Source organism: Streptosporangium album (genome assembly GCF_014203795.1).
Lineage (GTDB): Bacteria > Actinomycetota > Actinomycetes > Streptosporangiales > Streptosporangiaceae > Streptosporangium > Streptosporangium album.
In genome coordinates, this window is the sequence record NZ_JACHJU010000001.1 from 93,001 (window position 1) to 118,021 (window position 25,021).

21 protein-coding genes and 3 pseudogenes are annotated in these 25,021 nt (G+C 63.8%); 14 read left to right on the forward strand and 10 right to left on the reverse strand.

The annotated features are described in order from the left end of the window. Nucleotides 1–255: 255 nt before the first annotated feature. The 5 genes from rffA to FHR32_RS45680 form a co-directional block, all read right to left on the reverse strand. Nucleotides 256–1,389, reverse strand: a complete 1,134-nt coding sequence (rffA, locus tag FHR32_RS00375; protein WP_184751903.1) for a dTDP-4-amino-4,6-dideoxygalactose transaminase — start codon at nt 1,387–1,389, stop codon at nt 256–258. Next, nucleotides 1,386–3,578 carry a hypothetical protein gene (locus FHR32_RS00380; protein ID WP_184751905.1) on the reverse strand — a complete coding sequence of 731 codons (2,193 nt, stop codon included), beginning with the start codon at nt 3,576–3,578 and terminating at the stop codon, nt 1,386–1,388. The genes rffA and FHR32_RS00380 overlap by 4 nt, the downstream gene beginning before the upstream one ends. Nucleotides 3,579–4,039: 461 nt before the next feature. Then, nucleotides 4,040–4,426, reverse strand: coding sequence for a hypothetical protein (locus FHR32_RS00385; RefSeq protein WP_184751906.1), 387 nt, complete (start codon nt 4,424–4,426; stop codon nt 4,040–4,042). 89 nt (nt 4,427–4,515) lie between these two features. Further along, nucleotides 4,516–4,638, reverse strand: a complete 123-nt coding sequence (locus FHR32_RS45675) for a hypothetical protein (RefSeq protein ID WP_281390802.1) — start codon at nt 4,636–4,638, stop codon at nt 4,516–4,518. Continuing rightward, nucleotides 4,639–4,866, reverse strand: a complete 228-nt coding sequence (locus FHR32_RS45680) for a transposase (RefSeq protein WP_184756281.1) — start codon at nt 4,864–4,866, stop codon at nt 4,639–4,641. 98 nt (nt 4,867–4,964) lie between these two features. Between FHR32_RS45680 and FHR32_RS00395 the strand changes: the two genes are divergently transcribed. From FHR32_RS00395 to asnB, 5 genes and pseudogenes are all read left to right on the forward strand, one after another. Beyond that, on the forward strand, nt 4,965–6,170 hold the full coding sequence (locus tag FHR32_RS00395; protein ID WP_184751908.1) for a glycosyltransferase: 1,206 nt from the start codon (nt 4,965–4,967) through the stop codon (nt 6,168–6,170). A gap of 375 nt (nt 6,171–6,545) precedes the next feature. Beyond that, nucleotides 6,546–6,683, forward strand: a pseudogene (locus FHR32_RS47085) (Trm112 family protein); the annotation flags it as partial. A 129-nt stretch (nt 6,684–6,812) separates the two neighbouring features. Further along, the gene (locus tag FHR32_RS00400) at nt 6,813–7,529 is read left to right on the forward strand and encodes a class I SAM-dependent methyltransferase (protein WP_184751910.1); all 717 of its coding nucleotides are present in this window, start codon (nt 6,813–6,815) and stop codon (nt 7,527–7,529) included. Between the two features lie 198 nt (nt 7,530–7,727). Continuing rightward, nucleotides 7,728–8,870 (forward strand): glycosyltransferase, encoded by a 1,143-nt coding sequence (locus tag FHR32_RS00405; protein ID WP_184751912.1) that lies wholly within the window; start codon nt 7,728–7,730, stop codon nt 8,868–8,870. Between the two features lie 47 nt (nt 8,871–8,917). Continuing rightward, nucleotides 8,918–10,774, forward strand: a complete 1,857-nt coding sequence (gene asnB / locus FHR32_RS00410; RefSeq protein ID WP_246466322.1) for an asparagine synthase (glutamine-hydrolyzing) — start codon at nt 8,918–8,920, stop codon at nt 10,772–10,774. 530 nt (nt 10,775–11,304) lie between these two features. Here the strand turns inward: asnB and FHR32_RS00415 are convergent. Next, entirely contained in the window at nt 11,305–12,651 is a 1,347-nt protein-coding gene (locus FHR32_RS00415; RefSeq protein WP_281390803.1) for a lipopolysaccharide biosynthesis protein, read from the reverse strand. 244 nt (nt 12,652–12,895) lie between these two features. On the opposite strand from FHR32_RS00415, the pseudogene FHR32_RS47090 reads away from it, so the two are divergent. The 3 genes and pseudogenes from FHR32_RS47090 to FHR32_RS00425 all read left to right on the forward strand — a co-directional run. Beyond that, nucleotides 12,896–13,069: pseudogene (locus FHR32_RS47090) on the forward strand (glycosyltransferase); the annotation flags it as partial. A 125-nt stretch (nt 13,070–13,194) separates the two neighbouring features. Further along, nucleotides 13,195–13,818, forward strand: coding sequence for a methyltransferase domain-containing protein (locus tag FHR32_RS00420; RefSeq protein WP_184751918.1), 624 nt, complete (start codon nt 13,195–13,197; stop codon nt 13,816–13,818). Nucleotides 13,819–13,944: 126 nt separating this feature from the next. After that, a complete protein-coding gene (locus tag FHR32_RS00425; RefSeq protein WP_312881773.1) occupies nt 13,945–14,904 on the forward strand; it encodes a polysaccharide deacetylase family protein in 960 nt (319 codons plus the stop codon). A gap of 214 nt (nt 14,905–15,118) precedes the next feature. On the opposite strand, the pseudogene FHR32_RS00430 reads toward FHR32_RS00425, so the two are convergent. Further along, nucleotides 15,119–15,286: pseudogene (locus tag FHR32_RS00430) on the reverse strand (IS701 family transposase); the annotation flags it as partial. Here FHR32_RS00430 and FHR32_RS00435 point away from each other — a divergent pair. After that, nucleotides 15,245–15,487 carry a transposase gene (locus FHR32_RS00435; RefSeq protein WP_376773263.1) on the forward strand — a complete coding sequence of 81 codons (243 nt, stop codon included), beginning with the start codon at nt 15,245–15,247 and terminating at the stop codon, nt 15,485–15,487. The pseudogene FHR32_RS00430 and the gene FHR32_RS00435 overlap by 42 nt on opposite strands. A gap of 193 nt (nt 15,488–15,680) precedes the next feature. Here the strand turns inward: FHR32_RS00435 and FHR32_RS42755 are convergent, their stop codons facing one another. After that, nucleotides 15,681–16,979 (reverse strand): IS701 family transposase, encoded by a 1,299-nt coding sequence (locus FHR32_RS42755; protein WP_312881775.1) that lies wholly within the window; start codon nt 16,977–16,979, stop codon nt 15,681–15,683. 73 nt (nt 16,980–17,052) lie between these two features. Further along, nucleotides 17,053–18,279 (reverse strand): hypothetical protein, encoded by a 1,227-nt coding sequence (locus FHR32_RS00445; RefSeq protein WP_184751924.1) that lies wholly within the window; start codon nt 18,277–18,279, stop codon nt 17,053–17,055. 389 nt (nt 18,280–18,668) lie between these two features. Here FHR32_RS00445 and FHR32_RS00450 point away from each other — a divergent pair, with 389 nt between their 5' ends. The 5 genes from FHR32_RS00450 to FHR32_RS00470 are packed head-to-tail and all read left to right on the forward strand — an operon-like array spanning nt 18,669 to nt 24,271. After that, on the forward strand, nt 18,669–19,835 hold the full coding sequence (locus FHR32_RS00450; protein WP_246465874.1) for a glycosyltransferase: 1,167 nt from the start codon (nt 18,669–18,671) through the stop codon (nt 19,833–19,835). Beyond that, nucleotides 19,832–20,800, forward strand: coding sequence for an NAD-dependent epimerase/dehydratase family protein (locus FHR32_RS00455; RefSeq protein WP_184751928.1), 969 nt, complete (start codon nt 19,832–19,834; stop codon nt 20,798–20,800). Before FHR32_RS00450 ends, FHR32_RS00455 begins: the two co-directional genes overlap by 4 nt. Nucleotides 20,801–20,857: 57 nt before the next feature. Further along, nucleotides 20,858–21,847, forward strand: a complete 990-nt coding sequence (locus FHR32_RS00460; RefSeq protein ID WP_184751930.1) for an NAD-dependent epimerase/dehydratase family protein — start codon at nt 20,858–20,860, stop codon at nt 21,845–21,847. After that, entirely contained in the window at nt 21,844–22,884 is a 1,041-nt protein-coding gene (locus FHR32_RS00465; protein ID WP_184751932.1) for a glycosyltransferase family 4 protein, read from the forward strand. Before FHR32_RS00460 ends, FHR32_RS00465 begins: the two co-directional genes overlap by 4 nt. A gap of 4 nt (nt 22,885–22,888) precedes the next feature. Then, the gene (locus FHR32_RS00470; RefSeq protein WP_184751934.1) at nt 22,889–24,271 is read left to right on the forward strand and encodes a tyrosine-protein kinase domain-containing protein; all 1,383 of its coding nucleotides are present in this window, start codon (nt 22,889–22,891) and stop codon (nt 24,269–24,271) included. Here the strand turns inward: FHR32_RS00470 and FHR32_RS00475 are convergent. Continuing rightward, complete coding sequence (locus FHR32_RS00475) at nt 24,243–24,932, reverse strand: arsenate reductase/protein-tyrosine-phosphatase family protein (RefSeq protein ID WP_184751936.1); 690 nt, start codon at nt 24,930–24,932, stop codon at nt 24,243–24,245. The genes FHR32_RS00470 and FHR32_RS00475 overlap by 29 nt on opposite strands. Between the last annotated feature and the right edge of the window lie 89 nt (nt 24,933–25,021).

A 25,021-nucleotide genomic window follows, 5' to 3' on the forward strand; every position in this document is an offset into this window, starting at 1 on the left:
CGCCCATCATGAGGTGATCCTCCTCATCGAGGGAAGTCCGGACGGTAACGGGGAGACGGCCGCCGGCCTGAAGCGGAGGATCGATGACGATGACGCCCGTGGCCGGCCTGTGAACGGCCTTTCAAGCCGCGGAAAATGGAGACTCGGCCTCAGCACGGGAACGGCGAGGCGTTCGGCCGAGCACCCAGGACAGGGCTGGCTCCAGCGGCGATTCCCGGGCGTTTACGACCCGCGGCTGGATCATGTCACACACCATCAGCCCACCTCGTAGGTCTGGACGGCGTTGACTACTCGGTCGACATCGGCCTCGGCCAGATCAGCGAACAGCGGCAGCCGTACAAGGCGGTCGGCGACCTCCTCGGTAACCGGACACCCTCCTGGGGCCGCCCGACCGTATCGCACCCCCGCGGGCGCGACGTGCAGCGGTTGGTAGTGGAACGCCGCTTGCACATCCATCTTCGAAAGGTGGGCGATCAATGCCTGCCGGTTCGCCAGATCCGGAAGCAGAAGGTAGTACAGATGCGCCGGATGGGCGCAGCCATCCGGGATCGTCGGCTGGACCACCCCGTTCACCGTACCCCAGCCCGCCAGTTCATCGTGATATCTGCGCCATACGGCATGACGCCGGATCTGGATCGTGCCGAACGACTCCAGTTGGGCGGTTAGCTGGGCGGCGAGAACATCGGACGGAAGGTAGCTTGATCCGATGTCAACCCATCTGTACTTGTCCACCATGCCACGGAAGAACTGGCCGCGATCAGTGCCCTTCTCACGGATGACCTCGGCGCGCGCCACCAGGCCGGCGTCGTTCAGGAGCAACGCGCCGCCCTCTCCGCACTGCACATTCTTCGTCGCGTGGAAGCTCTGCGTCGCCAGGCAACCGAACGACCCGAGTGGCCGACCCCGATAGAAGCCGCCGAGGCCGTGGGCGTTGTCCTCAACGAGGGCGAGCTCGTACCGCTCGCACAGCTTGCCAATGGCCTCCATCTCGCAGGCGACACCTGCGTAGTGGACGACCACGACAGCCCGCGTGCGATCGGTGATGGCGGCTTCCAGAAGTCGCTCATCCAGATTCAGGGTGTCCGGGCGGCAGTCGACGAATACAGGGACCACCCCCCGCAGGGCAAAGGCGTTGGCCGTCGACATGAAGGCGAACGAGGGCATGATCACCTCATCTCCGGGCTTGAGGTCGAGCAGAATCGCCGACATCTCCAGTGCATGCGTGCAGGAAGTGGTCAGCAGGACATAGTCGACGCCGGTCATCTCGCGCAGAAGCCCGCCAGCCCTCCGGGTGAACGGCCCGTCCCCACAGGTGAATCCCCGGCGCACGGCCTCCGTCAGGTAGTCGAGTTCGTTCTCCGAAATATGTGTCCGATTGAAAGGAATCATGTCGTACCGCCTGGCACCTGGTAAACGGCATAGTCGCCGGAACGGAATCGAAGGTTTGCGGCATCGCCGATCCTGTTGCCCGGGCTCATGTACCGCTCGTCAACGAACAGCCAGCGCACGCCGTAGCGCACTCGCAGTCGTTGGATCGAAGCAGTCGAGGGCGATCGGAAGGCCGCATCATTGAGTTGGATCCGCTCCTGGTCCCAGAACGGCAGATACTCTGCTGTAAGGCCCCTGCGCCAATGCTGGTAATTCGTCGGAGTGAACGCCCAACCCTCCACCAGCATGCGTCGTTCGGTCAGAGCGGCTCCCCAGAATTCACGGCTGTCGCAGGGGTTTTCGTATCCCCAGCGGCAATGTGTGTTCGTGGCGACCAGATCGTCCGGGTCGGAGTGGGCACGCAGCCACCGTCCGGCGGTCAAGGCGTTTCGAGGGACCATCGACGCCTCCACGGCCGGGTCTGTGTCAGTGCTGCCGCCTGCCGGGGTGTGGACAGCCATCGAAAGAACGCGCAGGGCGCAGGCGGCGGGCAGACCGGCGGCTGCGATCATTGAGATCGTGAGAGCCCCGGCGACGACAAGACGCTGCCTGTTGACGACAAAGAGCACACTGGTCGCGAGCAGGGCGAGGACCGCCAGGACGATGTACGGCCGATACAGGAGGATCTCGTCCTGGCCCGGAGTCAAGGGGACCTGGACGCCAAGGAACATACGGATCAGACAGGTCACCACGATCGCCGCGCCGGCCGCGCACGCTGTCGCACGCAGTGGTATCCGGGCTCGCCGCAGGATGATGAAGATCCCGTAGACCGCGACAATCCCCAGATAGGGATAGACCGCTACGGAGAAGTACCGTTCAGCGTGATGAGGGTGCCCGAACAGGAGCGTAGCGCCGATCCCCGCGGCACCGATACTGAGCATCAGAACCACCGCGGGTCGCATGAGCAATCGCGGCCGGCTCAGCAGCCCACAGATCCCACACCATCCTATGACCCAACTCAGCAGGTACAGCAGCGTGATACCGAGAGCCGAAGCGAGTGGTGGCTCGATGTGTTCGCCCTGACCGGTCAGTTCTCCCCATACGTTACGCATCATGGCGAGCGGTTCGACGGTCATCCCCAGACGCGCTTGGCCGAACAGTATGAACTGCGCATAGGCAAAGCACACCGTGGTGATCCCCAGCGAAACAAGTGCGGGCCAGGGCATCCGTCGATGTCTCGCCGCCTCCATCAGGGCGATCGCGATCAGGCCGACGGCGAGCAGGGGCAGATACGTGGCTTTGGCCCCCGTCACCGCCACGAGAAAGACGGCCAGTAGGAGCCACTTACCGGGGGCGCTCCGCCTACGATCAAGAAGATCGACCAGGAGGAGGACCACTGGTGTGAAGAGGAGAGCCCCGAAGGTCTGGGTGGGGCTCTGCCACGTCTGAGTGGGTCTCCACGTGAACGCTCCAACCTCTGTGCCGAGGTACAGGTTCGGAGCCTCCAGGAAGAGAGCGCCCGCGGTGGCCAGCAGCGCAGCCGGCCATGAGCCCACCACACGCCGTCCGATCATTCCTATCAGAACGGCGAACGCGACCATCATGGGCAGCATGACCAGCCTGAACAGCAGCACCAGCGGCTCCACGCCGGTAATCCAGCTTGCCGCCGCGAAGTGGGCGTAGACGAACCAGTGGTAGAAGAGGGGCTCACCAGCGATCATCGGCACCGTGGGCGGCATGTGGTGCTTCAACTCGCCGATCAGCGCCAGGTGGAACGGTATGTCGAGACTGACGGTTCCAAATGCCGGCCACGTCAGGGCATGCAGCTTGAAGAACCTGGTAGCGCTCCAGGCCACCAGATAGGCCGTGACCAGGGCGAGGGACCAGGACCACCAGATCGGCGCAGTGGGACGAGGGGCGCCTTTCCAGTGCCGGCGCAGGCGGGGGACGGCGGTGAAGACCACGTAGGTGATGATCGGCCAAGCTGTGACGAGCAGCGGTACCCCAGCCGCGCGGGCGGCGATGTAGGTGAGCACCTCGATCGCATAGCCGAGCACCAGCCCGAGAGCGATCTCCTCCGCCAGTGTCCACCTGCCGCCGTACAGAGCGCGGATCAGCAGCAACCCCGGAAGCGTGAGCCCCAGCGCGACATAGGCGCCGAAGCAGACCATATCCCGGGCGGAAACACCAAAGAAACCCAGCACCGCCACCGCAAAGATGGTTACAAACGCCGCCGGCAACCATCTAAACGCGTGAAAGCACCAGAATCTCCGCCACCGAACAGCCCATTTCTGTTCACGCGGAGTCCCATTTGCCTGAGATTCTCCCGTGGGTTCAAGGAGATCCGGCAAGGGACTTTGAAGGTGTGGAGTCTTGGCCATGCATGCAAGTCTCACGACACGAGCGTCCTGACCGGATTTGGACGTCCACGTTTTTCAATGTCTTTGCCAGCCGTTCATATGGTCCAACCAGTACAGCAGGGCGGCAAGACTCGCCGTCCTTTCTGACAGACGGGGTGTCCGATTTCAAGCATTGCTCCGCCGTGGAATCGCGGACGGCATGCCCCGGCCAGAACCGGGGCGGCATCGACACACTCCGCACTGATCATTATTCGGCGATGACCGGTTACGGCAGCTGTAGATCGTTAATCTGATGTGGCGGGTGTCGGCGGTCATCTGACGGATACCGCTGTGACCTCGTTCCACCGTCGGTGGCAGGCTGCTGCCCGGTGTTGGTGACGTCGCCGCCAGTGCGACCGGTGCAGGGCGTGATCAGGGTCGATGTTCTGCCTGGGCCGGGCCGGCACGAGGATGCGCAGGAGTTTCAGCAGCTCACGGCAGCTCACCGGGACCAGTTCGACATGGGCGTGTTCGGCGCTGTCGCGGTGTTCCAGGCCGGCGATGACGGCCGGCAGCACATAGGAGATCATGCTGATCAGGCACCAACGGCGCCAGGACGTCCAGGTGGTGACCTGACCCTGGTCCAGCCCGGTCAGGCCCTTGGCGGCCTGGAAGTCCTCCTCGATCCGCCACCTGCGGCCCACCACATCGACCAGCACGTGCAACGGCACCCTGGCGGCTGACCAGCACCGATAGAACGACAGGGCGCCGGTATAGCGGTGCCGGCGGATCAGCAGCGCGGACTGCCCTACCCGGTGCCCGCCGGGGCATGCACCCGATGGTCGGACTTGACGGCGATCACATAGCTGTAGCCCACCTCGCGGATGGTCATCCGGCAGGCGCGCCCGCCGTACACCTCATCGGCGGCCACCTACGCGCGGAGGACGCCACGCTCGCGCGCATGGGTGGGCATCTCGCATGCCAACTGCGGCTTGGTGGCGAACATCACCTCCTCGGGAACCCCGCTCAGCTCACGACGCTCCTCATCGGCGGCCCACGCTCCGGGCAGGAAGAGCCGGTGGCCGATCAGGGTGTTCCCGGCCCGGGTGGCAGTTGGCCGTGCCCTCCACCGCCAGCATCGCCTCGATTGCCGTACCAGTTAAATGGGATACATCCCAAAAATAACCGTAAGTTACATCGCCAAGACACACCACCTCCTGCGCCACAAATACAGTCACGGTCTGTAATGCTACAACCATGATCAGCAAACTTAAGGGGCGAAGTCGCCGTCTGACGGGTGCGCACGAGCTGCGTGTCTTCTACATGATCGGCACTATGGGCATAGGTGGCGCAGAAAGCCAGGTTGTACTGCGCGCCAAGGAACTACGCGCCCGTGGCGTTGACAGCCGCGTGCTGCTGCTCTTCGACGGCGGCCCCTTCGAAGCAGTTCTCCAGGATGCTGGAGTTCCCGTCGTACATCTGCGCTTCCGGACTATCAGCACCGTGGGCTGGTGGCAAGCGCTCTTCTGCGGTATCGCGGCGTTCTGCCGTCTCGTACGCCTCCTACGCCAGGCCCGGCCTCACGTGCTTCATGCTCACCTATTCCACTCTTATGCCATTGGTGTGCCGGCAGGCAGGTTAGCCGGCGTCCCTCTGGTGGTGGCGGGACGTCACACACCACTTATGATCATCGGTTGGGGCCGTCTGACTTCGCTCGTAGACAAGGCCGCCAACCATTTGGCCGATCACATCATTCCGGTTAGCCAGAGCATCGCGGACGAGCTCGCGAGCCGCTTCCATGTCCGCCACAAAATCAGTGTGATCCGCAACGGCCTCCCGCCCGTGGCGTTTCTTCCACAGAGCCCGGCCTCTCTGGAAACGAAGTCCCCCGTCGTGGTCTGTGTGAGTAGACTTCACTCTCTCAAGGGCCACTGCTACTTGCTCGACGCCACGGCGCTCCTCGAGCGCCGCGGACTGAGATGTACCGTTGTTCTGATTGGAGACGGACCAGAACGCGGCAATCTGGAGAAGCAAGCGGAGAGGCTCGGAATCGACGTTCGTTTTCTTGGTTTCCGAACCGACGTGGGCGCATGGCTGGCCCGCGCCGACATCATGGCCCATCCGACGCTGGCAGAGGCCCTTGGGAACTGCATCATGGAGGCGATGGCCGCCGGGCTCCCCACGGTGTCGACAAACGTTGGTGGTGTACCTGAGCTTCTCGGAGAGAACCGTGGGCTACTCGTGCCCCCAGCCGACGTCACCGCTCTGGCTGACGCGATCCAGCGACTGCTCACCGACCACGTGCTCGCAAAACAACTGAGCGCTTCGGCACGGGCGTGGGCGGTGGACAACCTCACAAGCGAGAAGCTCGTCAATCGGTACCTGAGCACCTACTCACGCCTCATGCACCAGAAGTTCACGACAGATCTGAACATACCGATCGGTCACCGTACCCAAGGCTAGGTGAGAGCGGGTCCGCTTCTCCGCCTTCATCCAGAGATCACGAGCGCGGTGACGATCCGTCAGGACGTCGGCCAGAGCATCTGAAATCACCTGGCGAGATGACGACCTCCGCCTCGCGAAGGAATTCGGGAATGCCGCACCCGGCCCCTAAAGAGCTCAGGAGCACCGTCAACGCCTCCTCCGTAGCCCTTGCATCCAAAATTTCTTCACATTTTCCTTTACGAGAGACGGAACCCGGCGTCTTTTTCAACGATCCGCATCGGGACACACCCTTCCGTATGCTCGTGTCCGTGCAGTCACGTTCCGTAACATGTCTCAGTAGCCCGGGGCCAGCCAACGTGGCCGTCCTTGTTGTCTCGCTGGATAGGTAATCGAATGACTCTCTCCAAACGCGTAGACGGTGGCACGGACGCCGAGACCGCCTGGTGGTCCGCGCTGCGCTGCCCTCACTGTCGTGGTCCACTCCGCACCGCAACCGAGCTTCGGTGCGATGCATGCTCGACCGTTTATCCCATCGACAATGGAATTCCACGATTCGTTCCCCGGGACAACTATGCGAAGGGGTTCGGATATCAGTGGAACCGGCATCGACTGACTCAACTCGACTCGCATTCCGGCTTGCCGATCTCACGTAATCGATTGATGAACGCGAGCGGCTGGTCGGCCGCCGATCTGAAGGAAAAGACCGTGCTCGAATGCGGCAGCGGCGCGGGGCGGTTCACTGAAGTACTGTGCGAAACCAGCGCCGAGGTGACGTCGGTCGACATCTCAAGCGCCGTGCACGCCAACGCCGCCTCGAACGGCCACTTTCCCAATCTGAGGATTGTTCAGGCCAGTATCTACGAATTGCCGTTTCCAGAGGAGTCGTTCGACTTCTTGTTCTGTTGCGGAGTGATCCAGCACACGCCGGATGTCGAAAAGACATTCAAGACCCTGTTCCGTTACCTACGGCCCGGAGGCCGGTTCTGCATCGACGTGTACGCGGCGATCATCGCCTACACGCATCCTCGGCAGTTGCTGCGCCCGATCGCCAAACACGTGCCTCCCGCCAAGCTCTACGCTCTCGTGGAGAAGACTGTGCCGAGGCTGCTCCCCCTGTCCATGAGGCTCGGCGCCGTTCCAGGGGTGGGACAGTGTCTGGCGCGTCTGGTTCCGGTGGCGAATCACGGCTATTTGGGTTTGACGGACAAGGAAATCGCCCGGAACTGGTCGGTGCTGGACACCTTCGACTGGCTCTCGCCACGGCACGAGAAGCCGCAGCCTCGGCGACGCCTCGAGCGATGGACGCGAGAACTGGCCTTGCGTGAGGTTTCCATCGAGCGTCACCGCGGGTTGTACGTGATCCGCGGTATCAAATAATCGGCCGGCTCCCGCTCGGCTCGACGCCGGACTCCCCATCCCCCTCAGGGTCGTATCCGTCAAAAAATCGGCTCGGCCAAGTCGTCATGCCTTCGCTCCATACGGCACCCTGATGGCGGCTCCGGCCAAGGATCGCGGATGCAAACCGTTTCAATCAGACTTTGGCGCTAAAGAACAGCCTCTGGAAGGGGTAACGTCGTGGCGGTCAGCGATAGATCCGGCCTTCGACGCGTCGTGCTTCTCATCCCACAGTTGGCACCGCTGGGAGGCACCGAGGTACAGATCTCTTTGCTGGCCCGGGAGCTACGCGCGAGGAACATCGACACAAAGGTGATCGTCCTGAGGAGAGGCGGACGGCACACGGAGACTCTGCGCCCGGCGGGGATCGAGGTATGCCACCTCGGCTTCGTCCCCATCTCGTTGGGACCATTGGCTCTAGCTCGCAACCTGTACGCCTGCGTCTCCCTGCTACGCCTGTTGCGACGTCTGAAGCCTCAGGTGCTGCATGCGTTTCTCTACTTCGGTTACGTCGTCGGCCCGCCCGCCGCCCGGTTGGCACGGGTTCCGATCGTGGTCGCCGGCCGACGCAGTCAGAGCTTCTTCAAGAAGAACCGCAGGTGGGTACTGGCTTTGGAGAGGGCCGCGACCCGCATCACCGACCATGTGATCGCGAACGCCGTCGCCGTTGCGGAGGACGCCCGCGCAGTCGAGCGTATGCCGGCGCACAAACTGAGTGTGATCTACAACGGCCTCCCGGAGCCGGCATTCGATCCGGCCAAGCCGGAGAATATCGACACCTCTCTCCCGGTGGTTCTTTGCGTGGCCAATCTCCTGAGGGTCAAGGGACACCGTTTCCTGATCGAGGCCGCTGCGATGCTCTCCCGGCAGGGACGCGCATGCACGGTGGTACTTATCGGCGAAGGCCCTGAACGTAGTCACCTCCAGACGCAGGCGACCGCGCTCGGCGTCGACGTCCGCTTTCTCGGATTCCGTACGGACACGGCCGGCTTCCTGGCCCGCGCCGACATCGTGGTCCTTCCCTCACTGTCCGAGGGGTTGAGCAACGCGGTCATGGAGGCGATGGCCGCGGGCCGACCGATCGTCGCCACCTCGGTAGGCGGTATGCCCGAACTTCTCGAGGACCGTGGCATCCTCATCCCCGCCTCCAGCCCTTCGGCTCTGGCCGAGGGGATAGTCCGTCTCCTCGACGATCCAGAGCTCGCCACTGCGCTGGGAGCCGCAGCACGTGCCTGGGCACGTAAGAACCTCGACGTGGCCGTCATGGCCGAGCAGCACATCAACCTGTATCACCGACTTCTGGAGGCCCGATGTGCGGGATAGCCGGAATGGCTTCGATGTCGCATCCGGACCCCGGACTCGTCCGTCGCATGTGCGACGTGCTGGTGCACCGAGGACCCGACGGTGCGGGCTTCCACAGTGACGAACACGCGGCACTCGGCATGCGCCGACTGGCGATCATCGATGTGGCGACCGGCGACCAACCCGTCTACAGCGAAGACGACCGGATCGTGGCCGTGTTCAACGGCGAGATCTACAACTTCCCCGAGCTCCGCGACATCCTGATCGCCAAAGGGCACCGTTTGCGTACCGCGGGAGACTCCGAGTGCATCGTGCATCTCTACGAGGAGTTCGGCGTAGATCTAGTTCATCAACTCCGGGGGATGTTCGCCTTTGCCATCTGGGACCAGGATCGCCAGCGTCTGGTTCTGGCCAGGGACAGAGTGGGCAAGAAACCGCTCTACTGGCGATCTGATCACTCCTCGATCCAGTTCGCATCCGAATTGAAGTCCCTTGCGCAGGACCCCGGCATGGACCGCGAGATCGACCCTGTCGCCCTGCACCACTACTTGACATACCTGTACGTCCCCGCACCGCGGTCCATCTACCAGGGCGTACACAAACTCCCTCCCGGTCACGTGCTCATCTGGGAACACGGCAGGATCACGGTCAACCGCTACTGGCGACTGAACCGCATCCCCCGGGCCGTGGTAGACCAACGGGCGGAGGAAGAGCGGCTGCGTGAGCTCCTCCTGGAGGCAACGCGGATCCGCATGATGAGCGAGCGCCCGCTCGGAGCATTCTTGTCCGGCGGCGTGGACTCCTCCGCCGTTGTCGCCGCCATGGCGATGCAGAGCAGCGAGCCGGTCAAGACGTTCAGCATCGGCTTCGAGGACAGCCGGTACGACGAACGACACAAAGCGCGGATGGTTGCCGACCGGTATTCCACCGATCATCATGAGCTCGTCGTGACATCGAACCTTCTCGACATCCTGCCGCGCCTCGCGTGGCACTTCGACGAGCCGTTCGCCGACTCCTCGGCGATTCCAAGTTTCTACCTGGCTCAGCTGAGCCGACAGCATGTCACCGTCGCGCTCAACGGAGACGGCGGAGATGAGTGTTTCGGTGGCTACCAGCGCTATGCGCTGATGGACCAAACCCGCAGGATTCCGGTCATACCCCAACCCTTCGCGGCAATGCTCGCGCACACCGGCACCCTCATAAGCGAGCGGAGCGCCTCCGGATCCTTGTCCCAGAAGCTAGGCCGGATGATGGGGTTCGCCGCGGCGCATCCATCACAACGCTATGCCCGTCTGATCTCCTACTTCACGCCGGAACAGAAATCTGAGATTTACAGCGACCCACTCCGGGACCTGCTGGCGGAGGTGGACAGCTACCGCCTGCTTGAGGAGGTCTTCCGAGGTTCGTCGGCGGAAACCGATGTCGGCCGAGTTCTGGACGTCGACACGCTCACATACCTTCCGGGTGACCTGCTGGTCAAGATCGACATCACGACGATGGCCAACTCTCTGGAGGCCCGCTCGCCGTTCCTGGACCACCACATAATGGAGTGGGCGGCGGCCCTTCCCAGCGCACTCCATGTCCGCCACGGCCGGACCAAACTATTGCTCAAACGAGCAGTGGCGCCCTGGTTGCCGCAACAGCTGCTGCGCTATCCCAAGCAGGGGTTCGGTGTGCCGCTTGCCACCTGGCTCCGCGGTGAACTGCGGGAGCTGGCCTACGACCTGCTCATCGACGACACCGCTCGCAACAGGGGCCTGTTCCGGCCGGCGGCGATCCAGGAACTGCTCCGGCAGCACATCGACGGCGTCGACCATAGCGTCCGGCTGTGGGCTCTGCTGCAGTTCGAGCTCTGGCATCGAACGCATGCCACACCTGGCACGCGGAGCCAAGACGAGGTCCGATGCTCCATCCCGCAGACCTGAGTTCATTCCTCTCGACATGGTGGCCCAGGCCATTGGAAGCCATTTGGTAACGGTAGGGGTGCAGTGACGGGCGTGCTCACCGCACGGGCCGTTCAGCCCGAGGGCGAGGGACCTACAGCGTCGTCGTGTGCTGAGTGATGTCCATCGTTCTCCTTTCATTTTTCTCGTTCGGTCGCTCCGTCCACATCCCAGGGCATCGGCAAAGTCGTAACGGTTCGCCGGTCCGGGCGCCCACCTGATCGAGAACGGCTTGTGGCAGGTCGGCGGTATGATCGCCGGCCTCCCGGAAGTTGCCGGCCCCGACCGGAACGCAGATCACCGCGATCACCAACAGCCCGTTTGGGCCATGCCTTACACCCCGCACCGCCCGTGGGTCGTCTACCTGGGCCGGCATCTCCAACGCCCCGGGGATCTCCTCCCCGCCGGGCATGACACGACCGGCGGATCAAGGTGGGAGACCAACAACGATGGCCTCTTGCTGGGGGAACGGAAGCTCAGGAACTCCCATTTCTCTTGATGATGGGTCGTCCTCATACGCTCAGGCGCCCGCCCTCGCCATGATCATGCAACTTTGCCGATGCCCCGGCTGCAACCCTGCGCATTCGGGTAATTCCCGAGAGGACGGAACGTAGATCGGATATCTGGGGGAGCATCTCCCGTGCACGGATTTTGGAGACGCGGATGAACCAGGTGATTTCGACCGCGACCATCGCTGTATAGGAAGCCGATGAGGCCAGACCCGCTCCGACAGCTCCCCAGTGGGGAATCAGTACCGCGTTCAATGCGAGGTTCACGATGAGGGCGGCAATTGCGATGGTCGTCATGGTCATAGGGCGTGCCAGGCGGATCAGGTACTGCTCCACCACACGGAGCGGTGCTAGGGCGAGCGAGCCGATCGCGAGAGCGAGCAGCGGCGCCACACTACCGGCGTAGACGGAACCATAGACCAGCGGGACCAATACAGGAGAGGTGACTATCAACGCAATGATTACGATCGCCGAGAACATCAGGTTGAACCGGAGGGCGCGAACGGTGGTGTTACCGGCGTCGCGGTCATTCTCTACGGTCTGACCCGGAAGACAGACCTGTCTAACCGCCTCGGTCGGCACCTGCGTGAGAGACAGGATCGACACCGCCACGGTGTACAGGCCGACCTCGGATGGCGAGGCAAGAGCGTTTAACAGCAGGACGTCTGCGGTCATGTGCAGATATAAAGCAACCCGGCCTATGTGATAACGGCCTGATAGAGCGAGTTGCCGCCGGGCGAGCGCAGCGTCTCCACACAAGGCTGAGTGGCGGAGTACGTAGAGAAAGAGCAGGAAGGGAGCGACCGTGGAGATCGCCCAGCAGACGATCACAACGGTGACGGTGAGAGAGTCGGTGACGGTGAAAACCAGTATCGGCAGGAACTGGACCAGCCCCGTCAAGACCCCGGCTCCGTTGACCAGACGTGTGCGGGACTGAAGGAGCAAGATCCCTTGGAGATTGGTCCATGCGATGCCGAAAGGCACCGGAAGCATGGCAATGACTAGCAGGTAGGGCGCTGGCAGGGGGACGAACAGCGCTGTGGCAATGAAGGTGACCGAGGCGGATACGACCCCCAGAATCAGACCGAGAAGCAGTCCGTTACCCATCAGGAAGTGGCGCCGGGAAGCATCTGGCCACAGGGCGATCTGTGACCGGTCAAGGGAGAGCTGTCCTATGGTCATCGCGATCAAAGCCGCAGTGGTGATGACGGCGTAGATACCCCGACTCTCCGGCTGCAAGGTCCGTGCAATGAGGATGCCCGTCCCTGTCGCCAGCACGAGCCGGAGCGTGTTGCTCGCCATCGTCTGCACGGTCTTGCGGAGAGGGGTTGCTACTACTGACGGAGGCATCCAACCTCGATCACGGCGGCATCGGACGTATGCGCGGCGCGGCACGCCGAACCAGCGATGGGGCCTTTTCGGTGCATGAGAGTCCTTCCGATGAAATACTTAAAGTCACTGAATCCTACTGAGTGTGTTGTCGTCCAGCGCTGTGCGCTACTCGGAGGTGTGTCGTGCACGGTGCTGATCCGAAGATCAAAGCCATGGCGGCCATCGCCCGGGCGAACGCAGGCGATCGAGCTCTCCTAGGGAGGGGACGCCCGCAGCGTTGATCGAGGCAGGACTCGCTGGGGTGTCATGCGTAGCGACGAGGGTCGGGTGTGTCGCCGAGGTCGTGCAGGACAAGGTCGCGGGGATGCCGGCCACCCCCGGTCCGAGAACCCTCGGCGCGCGGATGATGAGGTTGCCGGCAGATCGAAGGCTGTGAGAGCAGATGGGTGGTGCCGCTCAATACCGGGCACAGCGCCTGCCCGGTATTGACTGCTTCGTTGGGAAAATGCGGGATTTGCGAGAATTCCTGATGGTACGGAAAACGATGGGAGTGATTTCCAAGTGATCAAGCAACGCTTTGAGCATCAGCTTGAAATGGCAAGAAAGCACGGAGTTGGAAACGCGATGCTCGCGCTTTCTCGTAAGGCTTTCTTGTCTCCTCTGCTATCAGCATACGGCGCGGACAAGTGGCATCTCAGAGGATTTCATACGACGAATTACAAGAAGATCGCGGTAGCTCTCTCCCGGGAGGTGTCAGGATCAGCCCGGGTGGTCGTCGAGGTCGGCTGCGGTCTGGGTGACATCGTAAGCAGAGTGAAGGCCTATCGAAAGTTCGGGTATGACGTTGATTCGGCGACGATTTCGTGCGCAAGGCTCCTAAGAAGACTGCGTCGTCCGGATACTTCTTACAGAGTGGGCAGTTTCGACTCCCTGGTTCACCTCGAGTTCGAGTCCATAGACCTGCTGATCGCGATGGGCTGGCTCCACTATATGCCAGATGAATGGATTGAGGAGAACCTGCGTTCACTACTCACGAGCAAGCGGGTGCGGTACATCATGGTGGATGAATTTCCTGGACAACGCGGCAGGATCGAAACGATGATGAAGACCTTCGGAACGCTCGTTAAGCAGGAGTTCGACTGGCAGGACGGGAAAGCCGTACTCCTGTTTCACTGCGACCGATGACCCTGTGTTTTGAAGATATTGAAGAAACACATGCCACGCTTCTCGCGATGTTCCCGGTCGTCAATTAATCTTGAGTATGTGAATGGATCATCCCAGCCTCGCCCTGCCTTCGTTATCACCATAGACGTGGAAGCCGATGATCAATGGAGTCGGACTTCAACGGCCACGACGGAAAATGCCAGGTATCTGCCGAGGTTTCAGTCGCTGTGCGAAAAATATAAGATGCGCCCTACATACTTAGTGGAATGGGCAATGGCTCAAAGCCCTGCATTTCAGGAATTCGGCGCATCCGTGATCGGCCGCGACACCGGTGAGATCGGAATGCATCTGCACTCCTGGACCACTCCTCCGTCAACTCCTTTGACGAGCATGGATCATGCATACCATCCGTTTCTGATCGAATTCCCAGAGAGCGTCATCAGGGAGAAGGTAAAAGTAGCCACCGGGACTTTAGAAGATATCTTCCAAGTGTCCATGATAAGCCACCGGGCCGGCAGGTGGGCGCTCGACGAGAGATATGCGAAAATTCTGGTCGAACATGGATACCTTGTTGATTGCTCTGTGACCCCACATATTTCTTGGGAGGGAAGTCGGGGGGCACCAAACGGCTGCGGACCGAGGGATTATTCAGGTTTTCCCGAACATGCATATTTCGTCGACCTAAAATGTATCAGCAAAGAAGGCGACTCGCCTCTTCTGGAGGTGCCAATGACTATAGCCCCCAGCCGGTGGAGGCAGTCTTGGAAGCAGGTCAACAAATTTATTTCGTATAGCAGTACAGCGAAACGCCTCCTGAATCGGATCTCTCCTGAGGTCAAATGGATGAGGCCCAACGGCAGGAACAGAACCGACTTGTTGCAGCTCGCCTCTCAAACGCGAGCGGCGACGGGCGACCACGTAGAGTTCATGCTTCATTCATCGGAGATGATGCCCGGCGGGAGTCCCTACTTCCGCACGGGTCGAAGCATCGAGGGGCTGTTTGGTGACATGGAGGAGCTCTTCGAGTTCGTCGCCGAGAGATTTAAGGCCCTGACATTGGCCGAGTATCACGCTCGGATCTCCCAGATCACAAGCCGGAGATATTGAGCGAGAAAGCCGGAGGTTACGGCGGACCGGAGAGCGCGAGACCGGTCTCGGCGATGAAGCAGTTGAGCAGGTCGGGTCGGTACTGCGAGTTTGAGCCGGTTCTTGACCAGTATGGTGAGCTGGTCGATGGCGCGGGCTGCGGGGATAAACAGGCGGGCCAGGACGCGGCGGATCTCGGCGAGCGAGGGCCGGAGCAGACGGGGTGGGGCGGTGGTCAGGGTGGTTTGGGGCGAGCCCGCTGGTCTTTTCCCTGGTCGGAGGGCTCGTCGATGTCTGGTGGTAAGGCTGCCTGGGTGACGGCGAGGAAGGCCAGGGCCAGCATGACGGTGGTGACGTGCCGATGCCAGGGTGTCCACCTGCGGACCTGGTACTGGGTCGGGCCGGGATAGAAGGCACGATCTCGCAGGCCGTCCGCGGCCCCGACATCAGACACGCACGCTATCGGGGCCTGGCCAAAGTAGGACTGCAACAGCTGCTGAGCGCTGCGGCGGTTAACCTCATCCGGATCGACGCCTGGCTCGACGGGATTCCCCTGGCCACTACCCGAGCCTCGCCTCTGATGAAACTAGCGAAGGCAGCCTGACTGAATTCGTCAACAGCATCAGTACTGGCGGTAAGCATCGGTAGTTTGTTGTGATCGTCGAGGGTGGCCTACGGCGGTAGGTAGAGGTTGACGCCGACGCCCTTGGTGAGTGTGGCGATCAGGGCGGTGAGTTCGGGTGCGCAGAGGCTGAGGGCGCCGTCGCGGGCCAGGCGGGAGAGATCGCGTATCGGGTTCAGGCAGGCGCGGATCCGGCGGAGGCGTTCGGGCCAGGTCTCCTGGCGGGCAGGGCCCGCGGCCGGGGGTGCCGGAACCTGGTCGCCGGGCGGCGTGGTGTCCTCGGTCGGGGCGGGGTGCCGGCCGGGATCGTCGGCGGGGTGCAGCCAGCAGAAGCAGAAGGCCAGGTTGACCAGGGCCCAGTGGCGCTGGATGGCCCGGCCGGAGCGGACCTGAAAGTCGGCCCAGCCCAGCTCGTGCTTGGTCTGTTTGCAGTCCTGCTCGATCCAGCCGCGCAGCCCGTACAGGTGAACGATTTCGGCCAGTGTGGCCGGCCGCGTGCCGGGTCGGAGGTGGCGACGATCATCCGGTGGGGCCGGTCGGGCCCGTAGCGGGCCATGGTGAGCTCGATGGCCCACCAGGTCTCGGCGTGTCCGTCGCGGTAGCGGCGGCGCACCGGGCGCCAGCGGCCCGGATGGGATCGCGACAGCCATCCGGCCCGGACGACCCGCCGGGCGGGGGTGAGCGTGTGACCGCTGCTGGTCATGATGGGCGTGTTCGGCTTGATCGCCACCACGTAGGGGACGCCGGCGGCGTCCAGATCGGCGATGAAGCGCGGGCTTTCGCTGGGGCCGTAGAAACAATCGGCGACCAGCGCCCGAAACGGGATCCCCGCGGTGCGGGCCCGGGCCACCAGGTCGGCGGCGAGCCGGCCCTTGGTGCGAAACGCCGCATCGGCCCGGCCTTCGGGCAGCGTGGGAGCCGACTGGTAGGGGGCGGTGTGCAGCGGATAGTAGATCCGCTCGTCGGCCCAGGCGGTGCTCACCGCGACGATGCCGTTCTCGATCTGCGCGCGTGAGCCGATGTACTGGCGGGACACGTACGCGGTCGCGTGCCCGGATTTCCGGTTCCCGGAGTCGTCCAGCAGCAACGCGCCCTGGCCGTGGGGCGCGGTCGCGGCTGCCTGGATGAGCAGTTCGATCCGCCGGTCGTTGATCGGCTCGTGCTCCCAGGGTGATTCGGACAAGAACCACTGCAGGCGCTGGACCTCCCGGTGCGTGGCGCCGACGACCGCTTCGGCCTCCGCCGGCGCGGTCAACGTTTTGTTCCGGTCCCGCGGTTGCAGCAGCGCCGTGACATAGTCCCGCAACGCCCGGCGCCGCGCCCGGGACGCCAGCAGGTCATCGAAACCGGGCCGGGTAGCCCTCCAACGGGCCGGGTGCCGGAGAAACCGGGAGCCGCTCAGCCATGATGTCCTCCCAGACGAACGAGCGGATACCTTCATCTCCACTCTGCATCCGCCCACGAGCCCGGACATAGCAGCGATCAAGCGATCACAACAAACTACCGATGCTTACATCTCAAGATCTCTGAATGTAGTACCGGTGCGGCTAAACCCTCGAAACAACATCACCGGCAGACTGCTCTTTGCCGTCTAAATTCTTTGTCCATGCCACCGAGGTGAGCACGCTCGTAACCATGATGATCGGCATGCGCTGGCGAAAGATGAGGCCCATGTTGGCCATAGTCGTTGCGTAGGCGATCGCGCCCGGGATGATGAATGACAGGAGAATAAGGAGTGTCACGCGGTCATGGCGCCATAGCCGGCGAGCTCCGCGCACCGCATGGTAAAGAATGAAGTACCAGATGAATACGTCTATCTTTCCAAGTTGCAGCATCGGGCCGCCCTGGGTCCAGGGAAATGGAGATAGGAGCGTATAGAGCAGCTTAGGGCCAAGCGCGTTCCATGGATTTCCGCCGTCTTCGAAACCGACGCCAGATCCTCCATCCCCGTTGGCGCGAAGGACGTTCTCCGCCTGGCCCTTATCAAGTTGTTGCTGAATCACCTCGATCGGAGCACTTTCGTAAATACCGCCGAAAACCAAAAGAGCGGACACCAGTAGCACCGAAAAGGCGAACACGCCCCGGAAGGAGAACACCTTCTTAAGACCAACCAGACCAAGGATCAGCGGCACTGCACACATGAACACCATGTACGGGCGCACATACCAGAGTGCCCACAGCAGCGGCACGAGCATGAGCATCTTGCGTACATCGAAACGACGTGCGATCGAAACCCCCAGCCCAATACTGGCAACCACGAGGAACGCATTAAATCCATCTTTGTACGTATCCGACGTGTGCAACAGGAATGCAGGCATGAATGCCGTCACGACAAGCAGCAGAAATGCTGAGCGATCATCGGCGCCGACCAACCGCGCAAACTTGTATACAACAATGCACAACGCACAGGCGAGTAGTGCGACGACAGCGGTGCAGGCAAGCGGGGCCGGACCATCGCACAGGTAGACGACAATCGCGAAGACCTGACACGGCACAGCGACGAAAGACAGGGAGCTGATATCTTCGGATGTGACGAACTGAAGACCATTACGTTTCCAGTATTCAACGATTTCCATGGCCCTGCCCTCATACCCCAGATTGTCGCCGCCATAGTCGATGACACCGCTTCGCATCACCAGAACATGGACGATCAGTCGGACGATGAACGCGACCAGCAGAACCGGTAGCACTCGGCGTGCCACTCCCGCGTCCAGGTTCGCATGAACAAGAAAGGCGAGCATCATTGCGGCAGCGGCGACGATGAAATATTCCATGGAAAGCGACCTTCAGTCCGCGTCAAGGCGACGCCACAGGGACCGGCGGTCGATTTGAACCACCGGCAAGCAACTCTGCGACGGCGACGCTAGCGCTAGGGCTGGACAACAGCATGCCCGGAGGTCGCCCATGGTCCGGTGATTACCCCTCCTTGCCGATTCTTTTTACCAGTGCATTCCATTGGCTGATCCCCATGGCTATAAGGAGCCGCGGATGGCTGCCGCGCCTGGCAACGTGGCTCGATCACGCGCAGGTAGGGAGCGAGAAAACATTTCACCACAGTCGCGACGGCGTGGGCGGAACAGACCGAATCCCTAGTTAGCTTTTCGACGTGAGCCACGCCTGTCACCAAGGAGCCCGTATGAAGCCGGACGGTCGGATTCGTGTCATGGAGATAATCGCCCGGATGAATGTGGGCGGCCCCGCTACCCAGGTATCGGGGCTGTCCGAGGGGTTGGACCAGGAGGAGTTCGACCACCGTCTCTATACGGGCCATGTCGGCGCCGGCGAGGGCGACCACCTCGACCTGAAGGGTCCGGCGGTGCGCGTTCACCCGATTCCGGGTCTCGGCCGGTCGATCAGACCGTCGGACGACTATCTCGCCCTTCTCCGGCTGACGGCCGCCATGCGCGCCTTCCAGCCGCACGTCGTCCACACCCGGACGACGAAGGCCGGCACTCTCGGGCGTATGGCGGCCTGCCTGTCCCGTGTCAGCGCGGCCCGGATCCACGTCTTTCACGGGCATCTCCTCAACGGTTACTTCACCCGGCCGAAGCGCGCGCTCTACGTACGGTCGGAACGGATCCTCGCCTCCATGACCGACCGGCTCGTGACCGTCGGCTCACAGGTCCGCGACGAACTGCTCGAAGCCCGGATCGGCCGTCCGGAGCAGTACGTGGTGATCGCCCCGGGTGTACGGCTCGGCCCGGTCCCCGAGCGTGGAGCCGCCCGTGCCGAACTGGGCCTGCCGCCCGACGCGCCCGTCGTGGCATACGTGGGCCGGCTCACCCAGGTGAAACGGCCCGACCGGTTCGTCGCCACGGCCCGTGCCGTGCTCCGGCAGGTTCCCGGCTGTCACTTCGTCGTCTGCGGCGGAGGTGAACTGCGGGAGCAGATCGAGCGGGACATCGACCCGATCCGGCATTCCTTCCACCTGCTCGGCTGGAGAAAGGACGTGGAGACGGTCTACTCGGCCGCCGACGTGGTTCTGCTGACCTCCGACAATGAGGGCACGCCCCTGACACTCGTCGAGGCGGGGATGGCCGGGACCCCGGCCGTCTCCACACGGGTGGGGAGCGTCGCCGAGATCGTCCAGGACGGGCGTACCGGCCTGCTGGCCGGGGCCGACGCCGACGAACTGGCTGGACAGGTGGTGAGGCTGCTCTCCGATCCCGATCTCGCGCGCCGGATGGGCGAGGCGGCCTGCCGGTGGACCACGACCTCGTTCAACGTGGAGCGCCTCGTCGCGGATACCGAAGCCCTCTACCGATCGCTGGGCACAGCGCACCGCGATCGCGGTGCCACGCAACCAACCACGGGAGGGATGGACAGGTGAGAGTCCTGGTGACCGGTGGCGCGGGGTTCATCGGCGCGAATCTGTGCCGTGCGCTCACGGCCCGCCCCGAAGTCGAAAACGTCACGGTGCTGGACGACCTGAGCAGCGGAGACCTCGCCAATCTCGAAGGCGTTGAGGTGGACTTCGTGATGGGCAGCATCCTGGACCGAGGGCTCCTGGCCGATCTCATCACCGGCACCACCACCACCGTCGTCCACCTCGCCGCGCGACCGTCGGTTCCACGGTCCCTGGCCGACCCTCTGGCCACTCACTCCGTCAACGCCACGGGCACCCTCCACGTCCTGGAGGCCTGCCGTGCGGCCAGGCCGCACGTGGTGCTCGCCTCGTCGTCCTCGGTGTACGGCGACTGCCGGGAGCCGCAGAAGCACGAGGACCTTCCCACCAGGCCGCTGAGCCCGTACGGCGCGAGCAAACTCGCGACCGAGGCATACGGCCTGGCGTACGCGGAGAGCTTCGGCCTGCCGGTCCTGCCTTTCCGCTTCTTCAACGTCTACGGCCCCATGCAGGCCGCCGACCACGCCTACGCGGCCGTCATCCCGACCTTCGTGTCCATGGCGCTGCGAGGTCGTCCGGTGCCCGTCTACGGTGACGGGAACCAGGCGCGGGACTTCACCTACGTGGGCTCGCTGACCGAGGTTCTCGTCGACGCCACCGTCCGCCGGGTGACGAGTCCGACGCCGGTGAACCTCGCGTTCGGCACGCGGACCACCCTGCGGTATCTGAAGGACACCCTCGGAACGGTTCTCGGCAGGCCGGTCGAGCCGGCTTTCCTGCCTCCCCGGATCGGTGAGATCCAGGAGTCACAGGCCTCCCCCCGCCTGCTGCGCCGTCTGTTCCCCGGTGTGTGCCCGGTGCCCCTCGAAGACGGGCTCCGCAAGACGGTGGCTTGGTTCGAGAATTCGGCGACCACCGACACGGCCCTACAACTCGATGCGCACATCTGACCCATCGCTTCCCCCTGGCCACAGAGACCTTCTCCTAGCGCGTAATAGAGGAAGCCAGTGAAGAAACAATCAAGGAACACCTACCTGATAACAGGTGGCAGCGGGTTCGTCGGGTCGCATCTGACCGACGCCCTGCTCGCCCGCGGCGAATCCGTCGTGATCCTGGACAACCTGTCGACCGGGCGGCGAGAGAATCTGCACTCCCACCCCCATCTGCACTTCGTGCACGGGTCGGTCCTGGACGAGCTTATGGTGGACGAACTGGTCCACCAGTGCGACGTGGTCGTCCATCTCGCGGCCGCGGTCGGCGTCAAGCTGATCGTCGAGCAGCCGCTGCGGTCCCTGACGACCAACATCCGCGGTTCGGAGATCGTGATCGAGGCCGCGCACCGGTACCGGAAGAAGATCCTGGTCACCAGCACGAGCGAGATCTACGGCAAGAACTCCTCCGGCGCGCTCCGAGAGGACTCCGACCGCATCCTCGGGAGCCCTGCGGTGGTGCGCTGGGCCTACAGCACCGCGAAGGCCGTCGACGAGATCCTCGCCAACGCCTACCACAAGGAACGCGGCCTGCCGACGATCGTCGTCAGGCTTTTCAACACCGTGGGATCGCGGCAGAGCCCGGCCTACGGCATGGTCATCCCACGCCTGGTACGGCAGGCGCTCAGCGGCATGCCCCTCACAGTCTTCGGCGACGGCACCCAGACCCGCTGCTTCGCCCATGTCGCGGACGTCGTCGACGCGCTGCTCGGGCTTCTCGACGAGGACGCGGCGATCGGGCAGACCTTCAACATCGGCTCCGCCGACGAGGTGAGCATCCTGGAGCTCGCGAAGCTGGTCATCGAGCGCACCGGCTCTACGTCGGGTGTCGACCTGATCCCCTACCACGAGGCCTACGAGCAGGGCTTCGAGGACATGGCGCGCAGGGTCCCCGACACCACCAAGCTCCGCGAACTCACCGGCTGGATTCCACGTCGCGCTCTCGACGAGATCCTCGTAGATGTCGTCACGGAGGCCCGCGCGGATTTCGCGGCGTCCATCCGGTGAACGGTACGATCCCCCTCGCCACGGGAGCGGCCGCCTTCCTCCTCAGCGCGGCGGCCGTCGTGCCGCTGAGGCGTCTGGCCCTACGGTGGGATCTCACCGACCGTCCTGGCGGGAACAAGGCCCATGCCCGTCCGACCCCTTATCTGGGAGGCGTCGCGATCGCACTGGCCACGGTCGTGCCCGCGACGGCGGTGCTGGGCCTGGCCGATCGGCGGATCACCGCGATTCTTCTGGCCGCCACCGCGGTTGCCCTGCTCGGCCTGATCGACGACCTCGGCTCGCTGCCCATGTTCACCCGGTTGGCCGTGGAGACGGCGGCGGCGAGCGGAGTCGTGTTCTCCGGCGTCCAGATCACCCTGACGGATAGCTGGGTGGACGGAGCCGTCACGGTGGTGTGGATCGTGGTGATGACGAACTCCTTCAACCTGCTGGACAACATGGACGGCACGCTGGGAGCCGTCACCACGGTCGCCGCCGCCTTCCTTGCGGGGGTGGCCTTCGTGTCCGCCCAGCCGTCACTCGGGCTGCTGCTGTCCGTGCTGGCCTATGCCAGCCTCGGCTTCCTGCTGCACAACTGGTCTCCCGCGAGGATATTCATGGGGGACTCCGGATCGCTGTTCATCGGCTCCATCCTCAGCTCCTCTGCGGTCGTCCTGGTGGCGGAGCGAGACCCGGCCACCATGGCCTCCGGGCTGCTCCTGCCGACCTTCGTCGCGGTCGTCGACACCGGCGTCGTGTTCGTCTCGCGGACGATGGCCGGCCGTTCACCGCTGACGGGCGGCACCGACCACGTCTCGCACCGGCTCCGCCGTGTCGGCTTCGGCATCCGGATGGTCGCCGTGCTGTTTGGCGTCATCACGGCTCTCGCCGGCGCGCTCTGCCTGGCGGTGGCCCTGAAGTGGGTGCCGCCGATCACCGCGGCGATCGTCGCGGGCGGAACCGCCCTTCTTCTCATCAGCCTGCTGCAGGGCGTGAACGTCTACTCGCCGGCCCAGCACTCCAAGACTCTTTCACGAATCCCCGAAAGGCTGCGTTGATCCAGTGGATCTGCTCTCCTACCTGCGGCTCATCCGCAGGAACTGGCTGCTCATCCTCTTCTCCTTGGGCGTGGCGGTGGCCGCGGCGGCCTTCGTCACCGCGCACACGCCACCCAAGTACGTCGCGACGATCACCATGCTGGTCTCCGGCCACGATAGGGAGGGCAGCCTCTCCACCGCCTACCAGGCGGGAGCGCTGTCCCAGCAGCGCGTGCAGTCCTACGCCGAACTGCTGACCAGCCGCCGCGTGATCGAAAAGATCGCCGAAGGCGGTGACGTCCAGAGCCTCCAGGGGAACATCACCGCGGAGTCCATCCCCTCCACCGTGCTCATCCGGGCCACGGTCACCGACACCGACCCCGCACGCGCCGCGCAGCTGGCCAACGCCCTGGGCACCGAGTTCCCCAAGCTGATCAGCGAGATCGAGCGGCCTGCTCCCAACAGTCGTGCCACGGTCAAGGTCACCATGGTGGATCGGGCAATCCCCCCGGTGGCGCCGGTCGCTCCCCGGCCGCTGGTCAACCTCGCGCTTGCCGTAGTGATCGCGCTGTTTGTCTCCGTCGGCTCGTTCATCCTGCGGGACCACCTGGACACCACCATCAAGTCAGACGAAGCGCTACAGCAGGCGTCGAAAAGCGCGATCCTGGGCGTCGTTGGCTACGAGCGGGACGCACGGCGCCTTCCCTTGATCATCCGTCATCGCGGCCGGTCGTCCAGGGCCGAGGCGTTCCGCTCGCTCCGAACCAACCTGCAGTTCGTCGGCGTCGACCGGCACCCGAAATCGCTCGTGGTCACCAGCTGCCTGCCGGGTGAGGGAAAGTCCTCGACAGCAGCCAACCTCGCGATCACGCTCGCGCAGGCCGGCTGGCGGGTGATCCTGGTGGACGGCGACCTCCGCCGCCCGCGCATCCCGGACTACTTCGGGATCGAAGGCACGACGGGCCTCACAGACGTGTTGATCGAAAGAGCCGGGCTACAGGACGTCATCCAGACCTGGGGGGCGGCGGACCTGTCGATCCTGCCGAGCGGCCAGATCCCGCCGAACCCGAGCGAGCTCCTCAGCTCACGCGTGATGCGCAGCGTCCTCAGCCAGCTCACCGAGGCCTACGACATGGTGATCATCGATGCGCCGCCGCTGCTGCCCATCACCGATGCCGCGGCGCTCGCGGCGATCTGCGACGGTACGCTCCTCATCGCGCGGTACGGCAGGACCCGGCGGGAGCATGTCGTCCGTGTCGCGGAACTGCTGTCGTCGATCAACGCCCGCCTGGTGGGCGCCGTCCTGAACTTCGCGCCCGCCAGGAACCGCCAGGAATACGGCTACGGCTACGGCTACGGCTACGAGTCCGACGCAGAGGTCAAGAGTAAGACGCCGACGCACGCGTGAGCAGCAGGTGCGGCGCGGCGAGTGACTTTGCGATCCTCCGTCCTGCGATCCGGTGAGCCAGCCAAGAGCCACCGTGGGGGTCGGGGATGTCCGGCTGGTCCACACGGACCAGCCCGCGCAGTGCCCTCGCCTCGGCGATCAGCGCATGGGCCCGGCATACGGGGTCCGCATGGCAGGTGACCGCGGCAGGCGGCACGGCCTGGACCAGCGCACCGAACTCGGCGATGGTGAAGGTCCGAGCGGCCGCCGGGAAATGTCTGGCCACCGACTCGGCGCGGTGCTCGGAGGTGGCGGTCAGCACGAGGTCGGCGGCGGCCACCAGCTCGAAAGTGAGCGGGCGGGAGGTGAACCCCCGGGGATCTCCTCCAAGCCTGACCAGCACGCGTTGAGCCCGTTCGGCCATCTGCTTCCCCGGCTCGGCGTGAGTGCCGGCGCTGATCACCTGGAGCGCCGGGCACGGCCCCAGCACCGACCGGGTCAGCCGTTCCGCCAGCGGGGAACGGCAGAGGTTGCCCGTGCAGACGTACAGGATGCGGAATCTGGGCTCGTCCCCCGGAGCGGGCACCGCTCCGGGGCCCCTCCAGCACCGCCGTCCACAGCGCTCGTGCCCGGAGGGCCGGGTGGGCACGATGCTCTCACTGGTCTTCGGTGAACCCTGCATGAGCGCGACGGTAGGCCGCCCCCGCCAGGCGTTCACCCCTGGCGCGCCGCGCTTTACCTTTTACTGCAATGCCCGCGGAACGGCGTGCG

Coding starts and splice junctions, on each gene's coding strand:
- rffA (WP_184751903.1), bottom strand. CDS start 1,389: ATGATTCCTTTCAATCGGACACATATTTCGGAGAACGAACTCGACTAC.
- FHR32_RS00395 (WP_184751908.1), top strand. CDS start 4,965: ATGATCAGCAAACTTAAGGGGCGAAGTCGCCGTCTGACGGGTGCGCAC.
- FHR32_RS00400 (WP_184751910.1), top strand. CDS start 6,813: ATGAACGCGAGCGGCTGGTCGGCCGCCGATCTGAAGGAAAAGACCGTG.
- asnB (WP_246466322.1), top strand. CDS start 8,918: ATGTGCGACGTGCTGGTGCACCGAGGACCCGACGGTGCGGGCTTCCAC.
- FHR32_RS00415 (WP_281390803.1), bottom strand. CDS start 12,651: ATGCCTCCGTCAGTAGTAGCAACCCCTCTCCGCAAGACCGTGCAGACG.
- FHR32_RS00435 (WP_376773263.1), top strand. CDS start 15,245: ATGCCAGGGTGTCCACCTGCGGACCTGGTACTGGGTCGGGCCGGGATA.
- FHR32_RS42755 (WP_312881775.1), bottom strand. CDS start 16,979: ATGTCCGGGCTCGTGGGCGGATGCAGAGTGGAGATGAAGGTATCCGCT.
- FHR32_RS00445 (WP_184751924.1), bottom strand. CDS start 18,279: ATGGAATATTTCATCGTCGCCGCTGCCGCAATGATGCTCGCCTTTCTT.
- FHR32_RS00450 (WP_246465874.1), top strand. CDS start 18,669: ATGGAGATAATCGCCCGGATGAATGTGGGCGGCCCCGCTACCCAGGTA.
- FHR32_RS00475 (WP_184751936.1), bottom strand. CDS start 24,932: ATGCAGGGTTCACCGAAGACCAGTGAGAGCATCGTGCCCACCCGGCCC.